Source organism: Peribacillus sp. NPDC058002 (assembly GCF_042886655.1).
GTDB lineage: Bacteria > Bacillota > Bacilli > Bacillales > DSM-1321 > Peribacillus > Peribacillus aracenensis.
In genome coordinates this window covers 1-14397 of record NZ_JBHVQU010000063.1, presented here as the reverse complement: position 1 = coordinate 14397, position 14397 = coordinate 1, and the positions used below count along the sequence as shown (strand labels likewise).

The 14397-nt window shown below is 33.6% G+C and carries 11 protein-coding genes and 1 pseudogene; 8 read left to right on the top strand and 4 right to left on the bottom strand.

The window, feature by feature from the left end:
- Window positions 1-1001: hypothetical protein (locus ACFVSH_RS13140; protein WP_387706325.1), on the bottom strand; the 1001-nt coding region annotated here is incomplete at its 3' end.
- Between the two features lie 1371 nt (window positions 1002-2372).
- On the opposite strand from ACFVSH_RS13140, the gene ACFVSH_RS13135 reads away from it, so the two are divergent.
- The 5 genes and pseudogenes from ACFVSH_RS13135 (at window position 2373) to ACFVSH_RS13115 (ending at window position 7326) form a co-directional block, all read left to right on the top strand.
- Window positions 2373-3467, top strand: coding sequence for a hypothetical protein (locus tag ACFVSH_RS13135; protein WP_387706323.1), 1095 nt, complete (start codon window positions 2373-2375; stop codon window positions 3465-3467).
- Window positions 3468-4082: 615 nt separating this feature from the next.
- Window positions 4083-4625 (top strand): hypothetical protein, encoded by a 543-nt coding sequence (locus ACFVSH_RS13130; RefSeq protein WP_387706321.1) that lies wholly within the window; start codon window positions 4083-4085, stop codon window positions 4623-4625.
- 3 nt (window positions 4626-4628) lie between these two features.
- Window positions 4629-4745: pseudogene (locus ACFVSH_RS13125) on the top strand (HNH endonuclease); the annotation flags it as partial.
- Window positions 4746-5070: 325 nt separating this feature from the next.
- Window positions 5071-5400, top strand: coding sequence for a hypothetical protein (locus ACFVSH_RS13120; RefSeq protein ID WP_387706319.1), 330 nt, complete (start codon window positions 5071-5073; stop codon window positions 5398-5400).
- Between the two features lie 222 nt (window positions 5401-5622).
- Window positions 5623-7326: an AIPR family protein gene (locus ACFVSH_RS13115; protein WP_387706317.1), complete on the top strand. Its 1704-nt coding sequence runs from the start codon at window positions 5623-5625 to the stop codon at window positions 7324-7326.
- 359 nt (window positions 7327-7685) lie between these two features.
- Here ACFVSH_RS13115 and ACFVSH_RS13110 read toward each other — a convergent pair whose 3' ends face one another.
- From ACFVSH_RS13110 to ACFVSH_RS13100, 3 genes are all read right to left on the bottom strand, one after another.
- Window positions 7686-8015, bottom strand: coding sequence for a replication-relaxation family protein (locus tag ACFVSH_RS13110; protein WP_387706315.1), 330 nt, complete (start codon window positions 8013-8015; stop codon window positions 7686-7688).
- Between the two features lie 164 nt (window positions 8016-8179).
- Window positions 8180-8338, bottom strand: coding sequence for a hypothetical protein (locus ACFVSH_RS13105; RefSeq protein ID WP_387706313.1), 159 nt, complete (start codon window positions 8336-8338; stop codon window positions 8180-8182).
- 55 nt (window positions 8339-8393) lie between these two features.
- Entirely contained in the window at window positions 8394-8660 is a 267-nt protein-coding gene (locus ACFVSH_RS13100; protein WP_387706311.1) for a hypothetical protein, read from the bottom strand.
- A gap of 724 nt (window positions 8661-9384) precedes the next feature.
- On the opposite strand from ACFVSH_RS13100, the gene ACFVSH_RS13095 reads away from it, so the two are divergent.
- The 3 genes from ACFVSH_RS13095 (at window position 9385) to ACFVSH_RS13085 (ending at window position 13599) form a co-directional block, all read left to right on the top strand.
- Window positions 9385-10179, top strand: a complete 795-nt coding sequence (locus ACFVSH_RS13095) for an FRG domain-containing protein (protein WP_387706309.1) — start codon at window positions 9385-9387, stop codon at window positions 10177-10179.
- A gap of 1098 nt (window positions 10180-11277) precedes the next feature.
- On the top strand, window positions 11278-12153 hold the full coding sequence (locus ACFVSH_RS13090) for a Swt1 family HEPN domain-containing protein (RefSeq protein ID WP_387706307.1): 876 nt from the start codon (window positions 11278-11280) through the stop codon (window positions 12151-12153).
- Window positions 12154-12675: 522 nt separating this feature from the next.
- Window positions 12676-13599, top strand: coding sequence for an HNH endonuclease (locus ACFVSH_RS13085; RefSeq protein ID WP_387706305.1), 924 nt, complete (start codon window positions 12676-12678; stop codon window positions 13597-13599).
- Window positions 13600-14397: the final 798 nt, after the last annotated feature.

Sequence of the window (14397 nt, the reverse complement as noted above, 5' to 3'; positions counted from 1 at the left end):
TCGACGGCCTCCGGGTTATTAGGTGTATCGACGGCTCCCGGATTAATAGGTGTATCAACGGCTCCCGGATTAATAGGTGTATCAACGGCTCCCGAATTAATAGGTGTATCGACGGCTCCCGAATTAATAGGTGTATCGACGGTTCCCAGATTAATAGGTGTATCGACGGCCTCCGGATTAATAGGGTGAGTATTGATGGGCCTATTCCTCCAAGGTTGGTTTAGGGGATTAAGCAAGTACTTTTTAGCAAAGAATTCTCTGTTTGACTTATTGTAAACATCTGAAACTTTAAACTTCTTTGTTAATAATCCATCTAAAATAAAGTATAGTTTTAGTTTAGAGAAATCATCGACAAATTTAATTACAGGTTCTTTTTTATCGATTATTAGTCCAATTGCTATCCGCATCACTGAATCTGATAATACTCTTTCTATTGTTGTTAATCCAAAATTATCTTGTATACCAGGATGAACCGTTTTAAGAAAACTTAATAGATAATTTCGGAAAGTATCAGTTGAATCAAAACGAGTTTTACTTTCGGTATCCCATTTAACTCTACCTGCACCTTTTTTTTCTCCTGAATGTTTTAACTCTATAAAATGTTTTAGTAAGGGGTCATCTTCTGAATAAATAACACTTGGAACTTTTATTATAGGTTCATAGTTATTTTCTTTAATAATACTATGTACTTTTTTTAAAACTTTGTCTCTATTTTCAATAGCTGAGGGGACAAGTCTAGGATTATTTAAAACTTTTATAGAGGTTAATCTTCTATTTCCTTCCATTACCACATATTTACCTAAACTTTCATCAAAAACTAACATAGTTAATTCGCTTGGATCAACTCCATGTTTAGCTATATCCTTCATTAACTCAAATGTTCTGTTCTTATCTGTGAGGATTTTTATCATTTCACTTTCTTCATCAGCTTGCTGTTCGAATCTAGGGTTATTCAAATTAACTATAATATCTTTAACTGGTACATTTTTTATTTCCGCCAATTTTTTTCCTCCTGTTAAAAATAAGTTGCCATACCTGTTGAAGTTGAAATTCTTTATTAGATTAACTTTTTCGAGTCAATCCGACAATTTCATTTCTAAAAGAAAAGCCCGGAGTGGGCATATCATTTTATTAGTTTCTGTTTCTCCAGATACTTCTTTGGTTAAGTATGATACTCCAAAAACTGAAAGCTCCCAACCATTGCCGGTGAGGTCCTCAGCAACTTTCTTTATAAAGTTTCATATATTAGTAAAATACAGATTTATATACAAAAGATACCACAAAGTTGCAAAAAGTTACATATAGTTTCAGATCAAGTGTTACCACAACCGTAAAAATAAAATTTTTCTCAAAACCAAAGAACCGCTAATTATAGCCGACTTTAAATTTTCATCAATAGATAACAACAATCTATGCGAAAACAGCCCTTATTTTTAAGGTCCTTTAGGAGCCCATTTTAATATTTTTCTATATTACTGAGTGAATATTCTAATGTGATATCTATATGGTGATTACTATAAGATAGAAGAAAATCACTGAGTATAAGAAGGACCTACAACTTTTGAAAGGCGAGGGGAAGTGAAATTCTTAAAGTAAACCAGGCATGTAATTAAAAATGACCACCATCTGACCACATAATAAAAATTCAAGGGTGAAATAACTTAATAGAAATTTGTATTCGTAACTATTTCAAGTTTCAACTCAGTTTCGCTAATACGCTAACGGATTTTATGTGTGCTAATTGTACCATCTTAAGTACTTAGAACAAGAATAGATAGTGGTGTTTCAAATTTTTGAAAAACAATAAGAGGAGCAAAACTCTCTGTTACAGTACCAATAGGAAATTATAAGGCTAAATATAATTAATTTCGTTGTAGAGCGTTTCTTAGCATCACATTAATAAAAAAGTATCGTTTATGAAAGTTATGTTTTCACTTTCAGTTATGTTTGCGTTTAGCTTTTTATTTAATTGTTTTAGGGATTCAAAATTATTAGGCGGCAGCAATACAGACTGAAGGAAGAGCATCTTTCTGTCATTCTGTACGTGTTGTTTCGGCAATAAATGGACAGAAAACCACGATCTGTATGGCTAACGCCTACATTTCGTAGCTTCCTGTTCCCTTTACTGTGTCACCGCCATACCAAACAAGCCGAAAACCTAATTCAAAACCATCGGAAACTACCTGGCTGAAACCATGAGAGAGTGTTTAAAGAAACGTTTATTATTGGGGAGAATGGGTATGGAGACTTCAAGAGACTTTAAAGAGACTTATTGGACCGCGATTCTCCTTCAATATAAGATTTACTAAGTCCTATGTAATAATATTAGGAACAATATGTATTAACGGAAAAAATTTAAAGGGAGTAACGAAATGGATAAAAATAGTGACCATAACCGGCTGACAGTCAGAACAACGAGATTAGGTATTGTAGTCATACTATTTGGTGCTGTATGGTATATCTTCAAAGGATCATTGAACATATGGTACAGAACATTTTCAGAAAACCTAGCTATAAGATTCTTTTTAGATATTGGGTCTATATTGTCCGTTTCTTGGTTAGCATGCGCTATTTTAATAATGTTATCAATCCTTCAGTATGTTTTTTTCGAACTTCAAACTTTCAAATACTTTGAAATAGTTACGGAAGAACAGCAAGTTTTGAAAAAAGCTGAAGTTAGTTTTATCCGAATATTCAAATCTATCAAACGTTGTTTTCAAGTTATGATAGCATCACTTGTTATTAGTTGCATTATAGAGGCTTCAAAAAAGCCCTTGAGTGAGAGTATATATATATATTTATTTCTATTATTATTTTTAATTTTTTGGTTGCTGGTGTTTATAAAAGAAAAAGTTTTGCCTTTAAGAAATCAGAAATTAACTAAATTTAAGAAGATAGCATTGTTCTTCGAATTAATTATGTCCAGTATTATAAACCCATTTTGGGGTGTTATTAAAACTTTTGGTATTCTGATCTTTTTGGGAATATTAGTGAGTATTATATCGCTTGATAAAAAAGGGTACTTAGAAATTGAATTAAAGGAAACCACCAACATTCCTTTAAAATTTAATATGCAAAATAATACAGATCCAAATATTTATATAAATATTAATAATGATACTTTCCCCAATGAAAATATAAGTAAACAAATAAAAACAAATGAACTGGATAAAAGTTCAATGGAAATTATGGAGGTGGATAATACTAAGATTTTTGATAAAAAGAACAAACAAATCAAAGAAGGTTCTTGGGAGCATGTTGAAATATTTTCGCTGAAGGAATCAAATTATTATTATAAATATACTACTGAACTAAAAAAATATATGGTTGAAGGAAGAAATGTGGTAAAGATAATAGTTCTTCCTAGTGGTACTTCCGGTAAGCAACGGATAGTTGTTACTACTACAATTAATAAGCAGGGAGATATTATAAGGATTGCTAAAAAAAGATTCAAAATTAAATTGTAACTTCATTATTCAAGAATATATTTCCCTCTAAAAATTAACTGTTTTGATCCTTATAGCACGTTTCTCGTCTGCCCTGGTAGGTCATATAAGGATTGGCCAAGAAACCTTGCATAACAAAAAGGTCCTCTCTTACCAAGCCATTTACAAAGGATCTCAACCACTTTGGTTGGGGGTTTTCGGTATAATGAAAAATCTTTCTGTTCAAAGAAATCTCACTACCTACTTAAATCGACACATGCACTTCACTCGAATCTAGAATAAATGGCCTCAGATCTACTAAAGAAGGAACATTCATTTATAGCTAGTGTATCTTTACTGTACATCCCAAACCACAGTTGCTCACTAAATATCCCTCAATTTTTATATATTATTATTTAAAATTAAATTATAAAAAAATATATTTATACTAGAAATATTTGTTATCATTTTCTTAAGACATATCGAATAAGTAGGTGAAGACGTGTTCGCAGATGAGATTGAACCTAGAAGAATACTAGATAATTATGATTTAACGAGAATTTTCAAATGTGCTACTCAAGGCGGGATGAAACGTTCCCATGAAACTAATACATTAGTATTAGTTTCAGACCATACAAAAGCTTTGTATGAAGATCGGTGGGGTGGAAAAGTCTTACATTAACTGGCATGGGAAGGGTTGGAAACCAAACACTAACATCGCAAAACAAGACTGTGGCTGAATCCATAAGTAATGGTGTAGAAATGCACTTATTCGAAGTGTTTGAAGCAAAGAAATATGTCTATCTTGGAGTTGTGAATCTAGCCTCTGAACCATACCAAGAAGAACAATTGGATGATAATGGGCAGAAGCGGCAAGTTTGGGTTTTCCCTCTTAGACTGAAAGAAAATCAAAAGAAAATCCTACTGCCAGATAAATTAATTAAAATGAAAGAAGTATTGCGGGAAAAGAAGGTAAAAAAAATGGCCGATAGCGACCTTGAAAACAGGGCTAGAAATGCCCGAAGGAAAAGTAGTAAACGGAAGTCCATTTTATTTATATATGAACGTGATCCTTATGTAACCGAATTTGCAAAACGCTGGGCAAAGGGTATTTATCAGCTTTGTGATCAACCTGCCCCATACTTTAATAAGAACGGGGAGCCTTATTTACATACACATCATATAGAATGGTTATCTTAGGGTGGAGAGGATTCTATTTACAACACAATTGCTCTATGTCCTAACTGTCATGATAAAATGCACGTACTAGATTTAGAAGGGGACGTAAGAAAATTAAAGGAAAAGACGGAACATGTATAGCATTGGAGCGATGGGGAGTTGAACTATTGGCAAATATAAGTGGGTGACGGTCAGGTAGACTTAGTAGATATTTTTTAGAAGTTAATTGTAGCTTTATTAGGGCCAGGAAGAAATGGTGATTTTTCGATAATATAAGTAAATACGAAGAGATTTCTGATGGACATTTTATTTGGTGCTCCTATCCGTATTCAACTAAGTGAGCAAAATCTCCTTAAAGACGATATTATTAAATTGGTATTGAATGACGAGAACAGTAAGTGAAAAGAGAAAAACGTGTTTAGTAAATATAGATACTCAAAAAATAGTAACTCTGGAGGTAAGTAGCATGAAAGAAGTGATATCTCTACCAGCTGAACAGACACAAGATATTATTAAGAAGTATTTAATTCATGCTCATCCACATCCAAGAACATATAAAGATTCGCAGTATATGACCTTCCGAAAAGTTGGAGATGTTATGGATACACTATATACTGTTCAGCATGAATTAATTTTGAAGTCTAACCAACACAATGTAGAAGAGGAATTTGTATACCTTGGTAGTGACATTAAAGAGCGCCTATTGGGATACATACATGAGAGGCAATACACCTTTGGCTTTGATGAAAAGGATGAATGTTTTGAAGGTAGAACAGTATTTAAAACACCTGCCTAAACCGAAAGAACAAATTTGCAGTCACATACATACTACACTTTCAAAGAAATAAGTAGTGGCATAAGGGAAATCACAAGAGAGACAGAAAAAGAAAAGTTTTAAATGGGTCCAACATATATACCTCTGTAAAGAAGAAAATATTGCTAGGCAACAAGGAATCTAGCATCTTATTAATAAGATGCTGAAGTTAATCCTATTTTTACCACTAAAGGGGAATGTTAAATGAGTATTATTCATGTTACTCAAATAAGGAATTATATAACCAATTTATTTGAAGATATAATTGATCTGACTGATGTTGAAACTGCCCATTTACAGCAAAAAGAAAACTTTTTGCTTACGAGAAGTTTAACAGCTTATGCAGTTTATTATTTAGCATCAGCTTCAGTAGAGGCTGCTGCAGCGAGTATTACTGATGGATCTGAGGATAACGGGATTGATGCCTTACACTACGAAGAAAGGAATAAAACGTTGTATATCGTACAGTCTAAATGGATATACGATGGTAATTCTGAACCTTCAAATGGTGATGTAAAGAAATTTTTATCTGGTATAAAAGATTTATTTAACCTAAGGTTTGAGGTATTTAATTCAAAAGTGAACTCTATGAAAGATAAAATTACAGACGCAGTTCTTGATGCAAATACCAATTTTGAAGTTATACTAGTATATACCGGTTTGAATTTCTCAGATCATTCAAAGAGAGATATTGATGATTTCCTAGCAGATGTTAATGACGCTAGCGAGATATGTTCAGTCACAATTTTAAACCAATCTAAATTACATGAATCACTTAGATCTGGCGTAACAGGGGATCCTATTAATATACAGATGGGTATTAAAGAATGGGGCAAAAAATCAGAGCCTTATGAAGCATTTTATGGACAAGTGAATGGTGCTGAGGTAGCTCAATGGTGGACTAATCATGGGAAGAAGCTTTTTGCTAAAAACCTACGTGAATTAATAGGTGAAACCGACATAAATAAAGATATAAGGAAGACAATTGAAGAGGAGCCAGAGAAGTTTTGGTACTATAATAATGGGATTACTATTGTATGTAATAGTATCAGGAAGTCAGCACTTGGAGGTGGAGATAACGCCTTTGGTAACTTTGTTTGTGAAGATATAAGTATAGTGAATGGAGCGCAAACTGTTGGCACTATAGGAAAGTTCGGTAGTGACGGAGCTGCTTTAGAACATCTCCAAAGCCTATATGTACCTGTTAGAATTATTTCTTTAGAACAAGCCTATGAGGATTTTGGAAAACAAATTACAAAGAATAACAATACTCAAAATAGAATTGAGAACAGAGACTTTGTATCTCTGGATCCTCAGCAAGCCAGAATTCAAACAGAGCTTGCTATTGAGGGAATTAAGTATCACATCATGCGTTCAGAAACGATCATACGTGCTGAAAAAACGTTTGATTTGGTGGAAAGCACTACCGCTCTAGCGTGTGCTTCTAGTAGCGTTGCTATTGCGGTACAGTTAAAAAGAGAAATCGGTAAACTATGGGAAAATATTGAGAAAACCCCTTATATGCAACTATTTAATCCAGGGATATCTGGATTGTATGTATGGAATTGTGTTCAAGTGCAAAGATGTGTAGATAGGGAAATACAGTTAATAACAAGTAGTAAAGAAGGAAGAGACTACAGTGTTGCAGTTCATGGTAACAGAATAATCTCTCACCTTATTTTCCAGGATATAAACCCTAATTCATTAAAAAGTCCTTCATTCAATTTTGAGGATTTCTTAACTAGAACTGATATTTCAGTATTGGTTCAGAATAATTATGACTTTTTAAACCAAAGCATTAATGATTTTTATTCAAATGCTGTAATCCCTACATTATTTAAAAACGTTTCAAAGTGCCATGATTTAGTGAATAAGATTAATGAAATAAAAGTTGGTACTCCTGATTAAGTTATTTTTGTTTACATAGCATGTATTTTACGTTGGTATAAAGAATCCCATCAATTAGCTGGGATTCTTTATTATAAAACGTAGCATTAATATCGAGCATTCATGGAGAAGATTCTTTTTTATAAGATTAGATGAAATGTTAATGGCAGGGTTCATTTTTTTGTTGATTAAATGTAATCAACAAAACCTACCAAAGGTGGTGTGTCCGTTTAAATTGGGGTAACAAAAAGGTAACATAAGCTCGTATTAAGTCATTATCCAGCGTTGAAAATATTACAATAACACCCCTTCGATAACCTTGATGTAATTTATCCTTATAAACTCTTGTATATCAAGGTTTTATAGGTGGAAACATCATTTTAGGTGCCGAAAAGGTGCGCATGCTTCAAGATCACGAAGGCATCTGGTTCCTGAAAGTTCAGCAGTGACTTATAGAATTCAACGATATTCAAGAAGTGAGGAAATTTAGCAGAATCTTTTTTTATAGGAGCTGGTGAAGGGAAATAGATGTAAGGTTGTTGAGCTGCATTCACTTCGATATGTCTATCTCTTCGTAATCTCTTCATAACCGTATTGCAGCATGTAACAGGGTTCTTCAATCCAGAAAAATGAAGATCGTTAATATCATTGCGTGTCATGCACCGGAAACGGTCTAAATCGGCCAGTATATTTTTATCGCGTTTTCTCATCAGTCTAACACCTCAAATATAGCGTCAATAAACTCTGGGCCATCAGAACGCTTAGAGGGCTCTTTGCAGGGGTTTTTATTAATTGGAGACTTCTCTAATAACTTTTTAGCTTCATCATTGTCCAAATAGGGGGCTTGAATCTCCTTTAGGTCTTGGCCTTTCAATTAAAGTAAGAATCTACCGTTATCTTTCAATTTCTCGCTTCCTGGTGTACCGATAATACGTGAGTTAATCAAATCAGCACACATAAAACCCATACGAACGGTTAGGTTATTCTTCAATACACCATCCAAAATATTTCGATCAGGTCGAAGGACAGACAATATTAAATAGACTCCTAAAGCCCTTCCTATGGAACCACTTTTTCATGACTTCACCTCAAAATAGGGATTTTAAATCATTCACAAGAAACCAAATGGCCGCAGCACCGGCTATAGGGAACAAGATACGCAGGAAAGCGGATAGAAAGGCGGCAATTGAAACGTTACCTGTATCAGCTAATGCTTTTTCAATTAGGGCAATTAAGAGGATTCCAGCAGCTATACCAATAAAAACTGGGTCAATCATGGCAGTGGGTTTAAGGGGAATGAAGTCGAAGACTGGACCGCTCTTTTTATGAATCACTTTCTTCCCTAAGTATGTCATGTTGTTTTCTCCCTCTCTATAAGGGCTTTTTTGTTCGAAAAAAAGTTATTTTCCCCCTCTCGCCTCTCCCCCTACCCACTCGCCCTCCGGCTCCTTCTAAACACATATTTCTTTTCTTGTTATATCAACCTGTATCCATTCATTATCTTGATAAGCTTACCTTGATAGGTAACTTGGTAATTACTTTGGCTGGCAGCCCTTGATAAAGCATATACAGACCAAGCTAATAATAAAAATTGTTTGGTGAGGTGAATTTATGGATTGGTTTTCATTAGGTAAACGCAGATCACGGTTTGGGTATTTTTTAGATAAGAACAATTTAACGCTGCAAGATGTTGTGATAAAGAGTGGGGTATCGAAGGGGACAGTACGTAGGCTATGTCAGGTTGAGCATAAGGACGGCCCTACTATGAAAAATGCAAGAAAGGTGATAAAGGCTCTTCGTGATCTAACAGGCAAAGATGTTGATTACGACCATTTTTGGAGTATGTAAATAAAGAGAGGAGATTAAAGGATATTGGGAACACTGTAAATCGCAAGGAATTACCAGAAAATCTAGAACCAAAGCATACAGATATTAAATATAGGGGGATGCCAGACTTATGAATTGTTTAAAGGCCCTCCTTTTCATATAGTTAAGTTAGGAAGAATATAAAAGATATCGAAAAGAACATTTTTCGAGTGGTTTGATGGTGAAAAGGAATTAGTAAAACGGGGGATTAAAATGGATACATACAATAGTGGGATATTCGGGGAAATACAAATGCCTGAGAGTTTTGTTGAATTAATGGAATTTCCAACGCAACTTAGTAAAATTAAAGGAAAAAACATTATGTTGTGGAGGGGCCAGGGCGATATTTCTTGGCCTATAGATAGTGGAGCTTATAGAAGGCTTGTTAATAGCGGTCAAGAACAAAATGAATTGTATTTGTCAAGTTACGAAAAAGGAATGCTGAAAAGTGCTAGGCATAAAGGATATGGAACAAATGAAGGCTTGCCTATAAGCGATATGGAACTATTAGCAAAATTACAACATCACGGCGCAGCAACAAGGTTAGTGGACTTTTCAAAGAGTATGCTAGTTGCTTTGTGGTTTTGTTTAAATTCAAATATTGATAATACAGGTCTGATAACAGGTGTCCATACATATTCCTTGGGCGGCTTAAATTATGAAGGTTATTTAGAAAAAAGAGATTATAAAGGTATTATGAAAGAATTATCCACCGAGGATTTACCAGTATTTATGGAACCGCCGGTTGTTTCAAAAAGAATTGCCGCTCAACATGCAGTATTTTTATATAGCGGGATAAGTAATGAAGTAACAGGAAGTTTAATTTTACCAAAAGATAAAGGGGGGACTCTTTTTATAGCCATTTCTCCGGAACTAAAAAAAGAAGCCAAAAAAATATTGATTGAATCATTCGATATCAGAACTGAAACATTATTCCCTGATTTTGATGGTTTTGCTTCTTTAGTTAACAATATAAGCTCTGATATAAAGTCGAACAATAGGTGGTAATTTAGTTTTCGGCAAATTTTCGGCAAACAAACTGTTATATAAAATATTTGAAATCATATAAAACAGAAAACCCCTTAATATATAAGGGGTTTTTACTGTCTGTATTAGCGTCCCAGATAGGAATCGAACCTACGACCTACAGCTTAGGAGACTGTTGGTCTATCAAGCTGAGCTACTCTATATACCGCTGTTTTCTACCGTTCAGTATAACGGTCACTTTTCGAACTTAGACTGTAATCTTATTTTCTTTGTAGCTCAATAAATCATTTATAACAATAGATAAGAACTATGTTAAAAGCAAGCCGAAGCCGTACTATGGGGAACGCGGGTACCTCTCTCCGGTCGGTCTCCTGGGTGGAAAATATACGCAACATTTTTGGGAAGTGGATATGAAATTAATTGGTAATTAACTATATCCATACACTGCAGCCGGTCATTAAAATGATAATTGAGGTACCAATTGCGGGGGAACTTCTAAATGCACGTCGCTGAAAGCGATTCTACGCAATTTATTTATCAATAAGAAGGTACTTACCCATTCGTTTCACTGGGAAGGGGGGATATAGTTTTCGAGATTTAGAAGAATCCGTTTTGGCCAAGAAAATTTTTGTGGTTTCAATTGGAAACTAGTTGGGCTCTCAAGACAACAAGTAGGAGTAATCATTCATATCATTCATAAGCATCTGATGAGCAATGTTTACAATGGTAAAAAGTTACTAGAGGCTATTAAATTAAAGAAGAAAGATGGGCAAGAGTTTTACTTGTATCATCCAATAAATTGTTACTTAGACTATGAGGTATATTCAGGAGATGAGGAACTACTAATAGGGGAATATGAGGATTTACAGGCTGTAGAAGTTAACTAATGGAAATTGTGAGCACTATTTAAAAGGGGATTCCTAGCAATAATGAGTCTCCTATTTCAATTTAACAAATGCTGCTATTTCTATAAATGATAGCATCAAAGAAATTAGATACATATTAATCAATATTTCTCTTCTAGTCTAATAATACATTCAATGCTTATGTTAAAATTAGGTTATTAGAAAATTCGCTTTTTTATTATCAAAAGTTACAGCAAATAAAGGGGGATGAATAATGTCATTTACTTATAGCTTACCATTTAGTAATGAAAAATTTTTGGATGGTCTAATTTGGACATTAAAAAGAAAGAAGGAAAATGAATTAGCACAATTGTTGAGAGGGGCTAGCCTTTCTGTTGAAACAGGGGGATATTCTTTTTATGATGGTGGATGGGGAAGGTCTAATGCCATGGCAACTTCTATCTACTTGTATGTAAATCCTATAAATATTGATGGCTTAGATAATGATAAAACAAAAGAACTTATAAGAGCTACTTGTGATAAATTAATACCTGCTGAGGTAGGGTATGATGTAAAAAGGGTCATTGTAGAGATTGACTTGAGTAAAGACTTTGAGTTAGAAGATGATCTGATTACAGATTTAGAGAAACAGTCAGATAGAATATCAGGAAAGATAATATCTAAAATTCTTCCAACTGATATAAAAGAAAAAGGATACTACATGGCAGAGGTTTATACATATCTTTATGCTGTAGAGAATTCACTAAGATTGTTTATAGAGGAAGTTTGTAAAGATGTATATGGAGATGATTATTTTGAGAAAATAACTGTACCAAACTCCCTGAGGAATACAATAACCAACAGAGTTGAAAAAGCTGGAGCTAATAAATGGTTAAGTGTTAGAGGTGACTCCAAACTATTTTATCTGGATTTTAAGGATTTAGGGTCACTTATTAGTAACAATTGGGATGTCTTTCAGAAGTATTTTCCTAGTAGAGATTTTATTATTCCCAAAATTGATGAAATGGCTGAGTGTAGAAATTTAATTGCTCATAACAGTCTTGTACAGGAAACAGAGAGAAGTGTAATAAAAACATACTATAATGTAATATTAAAACAGATATCAAAAGGATTTGAAGATAAATCATAACTGAGCTAGTTTGTAATTACACAATAAGATAAGCTTATTTGAAATTTGGGCAAAGAAATTGCTTGATAAGTAAAAAGTACTGAGTTATCCTGTTCCTATTAGGTAATAGAACTTTGTTAGGGAATTATACTAATCCCTACTGTAATATATTGTAGACAGACAGTGAAAATATAATCTGTGTTAACCTTTGATATGCCTGTTGTTTGGTTGATAAGGAACAGTATTTGTCCCAGTAGCTCAGCTGGATAGAGCACACGCCTTCTAAGGCGTCGGTCGGGCGTTCGAATCTCTCCAAGGACGTCATATTGAAAAAGTGTTGATATATTAAGGTACTCTGGTTAGAAATAATCAAGAGTGACTGACGTATATCAACCTTTTTTGTGTTGTTCTTAGGTTTTGCCGCAGGACAGGAAGCAATTATTACACAGGACGATTTTGGCGATCTGAGACTAATAGGTGGAAGTTTTTATTTTAATAGAACATTTAATGTAAAATAGAGTATATAGGTTAGGGGGATGACATTTGAATAATTTTATTGTTATGCAAGGTCACACTTATCAGGAAGAAAAAGATCTAGGGATTATTTGGTCGCCACAACAAGATAAAGGAGGAAATGTACCACATTCATGGAAGCGAATGACAGAAGTGAAAGTAGGAGATCGAGTATTTCACTATGTAAAAGGTTTAATTGTTGCAATTAGCGTTGCAAATGATAATTATCAAAATGCTGCTAAACCTTCTATTATGCAAAATCATAGCAAATGGAACGATGAAGGATATTTGGTGAATTTAGAATACCATGAATTAGATGTACCTTTAAATATTAGAGCTAGTTTTAATGAAATTCTCCCGCTCCTTCCAATTAAGTATTCTGCATTTCAACAAAATGGTGATGGCAATCAAGGCTATTTATATCCTTGTAATGAGGAACTAGCTATTAAACTTCTAGATTTGATCAGTGATTTAAATATATATCAAATAGATCAGGAACAACTTGAGTTATCAATTGATAATGTGAGAAGAACAGACCGAAATACATTAGTTCCAGTTATTGCAGAAACAGAATCAGAAGTAAAAACAAAAATTCGTTTAGGTCAACAGAAGTTTCGCAAGTGTCTTATGCCTTTGTGGGATTATAAATGCGCATTATGCAGTATTGACTTACCTGAGTTACTACGAGCGAGCCATTCGAAACCTTGGAAAGATAGCACAAATGTAGAACGTATAAATCCTTACAATGGCGTACTTCTTTGTTGTAATCATGATGCCCTGTATGATAAAGGGTTAATTGCATTTGATGGACAAGGACGTTTGCACATTTCTTCAGTGATTTGTGATGAAGATTATTTGAAGTATGGATTATTACCAACTGCTAAAATTCAGATTCATTCCGAAAATAAATTGTATTTTAAGTGGCACAAGAGGAATATTTTTGAAACGAAATAGTGTAATCTATATTTGAATTTGTTTATTATAGTCTAAATTGAGACTGTTCCCTTAAGTGTTACATGTTAATATTATAAGTTTGATAAGTTTGTGTAAAAAACAAAATTTGATATAAATTACTACATTAGATGTGTACTAATGGGGAGAGTTGAAAGAATTAAGGTCAAGTGATGAACACTTGACTCTTTTTACGTTAAAATAAGATATAACTAGATAATCAGTGTATGTTTATACTTTATAGAATCCCCCGAAGTGGTCGTTCTCATTAAGTTAAGTTCTTCTTTATTTGGATTAGGGCAGGGGGGATTTCCCTCTTATTAGCCCTATATCCATGCGATTAGTAAGTAGTAAGTAGTAAGGTAACTCACACATCACGATTATTTCCCGTATCCTTAGTTTGTAATGATATTTATGGTTTATTTCTATTGAGATAAAGTGTAAAAGAGATTTCCGTAATATTTAACAAAAAATGTTAGATATGGACATAACGAAAGCCCATCAATCGAAAATAAATTATGATAGATTGTTAACGAGGAGGATTTTTATAGATTTTAGTATATTAGAATTTCCATTAGAAATGAATCAAACAATAGTACATCAAAAAAGTATTCAAGACTTATCTAATATTGAACGTAAAGTATTAGAAAATGTATTTGTTACTTATATTTATTACAATTTGGAATTAAAAAATATTTATGTAGGCGAGACAAAAGATTTTGACGTCCAATTCCCTTTGGTCGTCCCAAAGGATGAGGAGATTTCTGATGTCTATACTTATTAATATCATTCAATAAGATC

What these genes read in the sequence shown, in the direction of transcription:
- ACFVSH_RS13135 (WP_387706323.1), top strand. Translation starts at nt 2,373, where the DNA reads ATGGATAAAAATAGTGACCATAACCGGCTGACAGTCAGAACAACGAGA.
- ACFVSH_RS13095 (WP_387706309.1), top strand. Translation starts at nt 9,385, where the DNA reads ATGGATACATACAATAGTGGGATATTCGGGGAAATACAAATGCCTGAG.
- ACFVSH_RS13120 (WP_387706319.1), top strand. Translation starts at nt 5,071, where the DNA reads ATGAAAGAAGTGATATCTCTACCAGCTGAACAGACACAAGATATTATT.
- ACFVSH_RS13100 (WP_387706311.1), bottom strand. Translation starts at nt 8,660, where the DNA reads ATGACATACTTAGGGAAGAAAGTGATTCATAAAAAGAGCGGTCCAGTC.
- ACFVSH_RS13115 (WP_387706317.1), top strand. Translation starts at nt 5,623, where the DNA reads ATGAGTATTATTCATGTTACTCAAATAAGGAATTATATAACCAATTTA.
- ACFVSH_RS13110 (WP_387706315.1), bottom strand. Translation starts at nt 8,015, where the DNA reads ATGAGAAAACGCGATAAAAATATACTGGCCGATTTAGACCGTTTCCGG.
- ACFVSH_RS13090 (WP_387706307.1), top strand. Translation starts at nt 11,278, where the DNA reads ATGTCATTTACTTATAGCTTACCATTTAGTAATGAAAAATTTTTGGAT.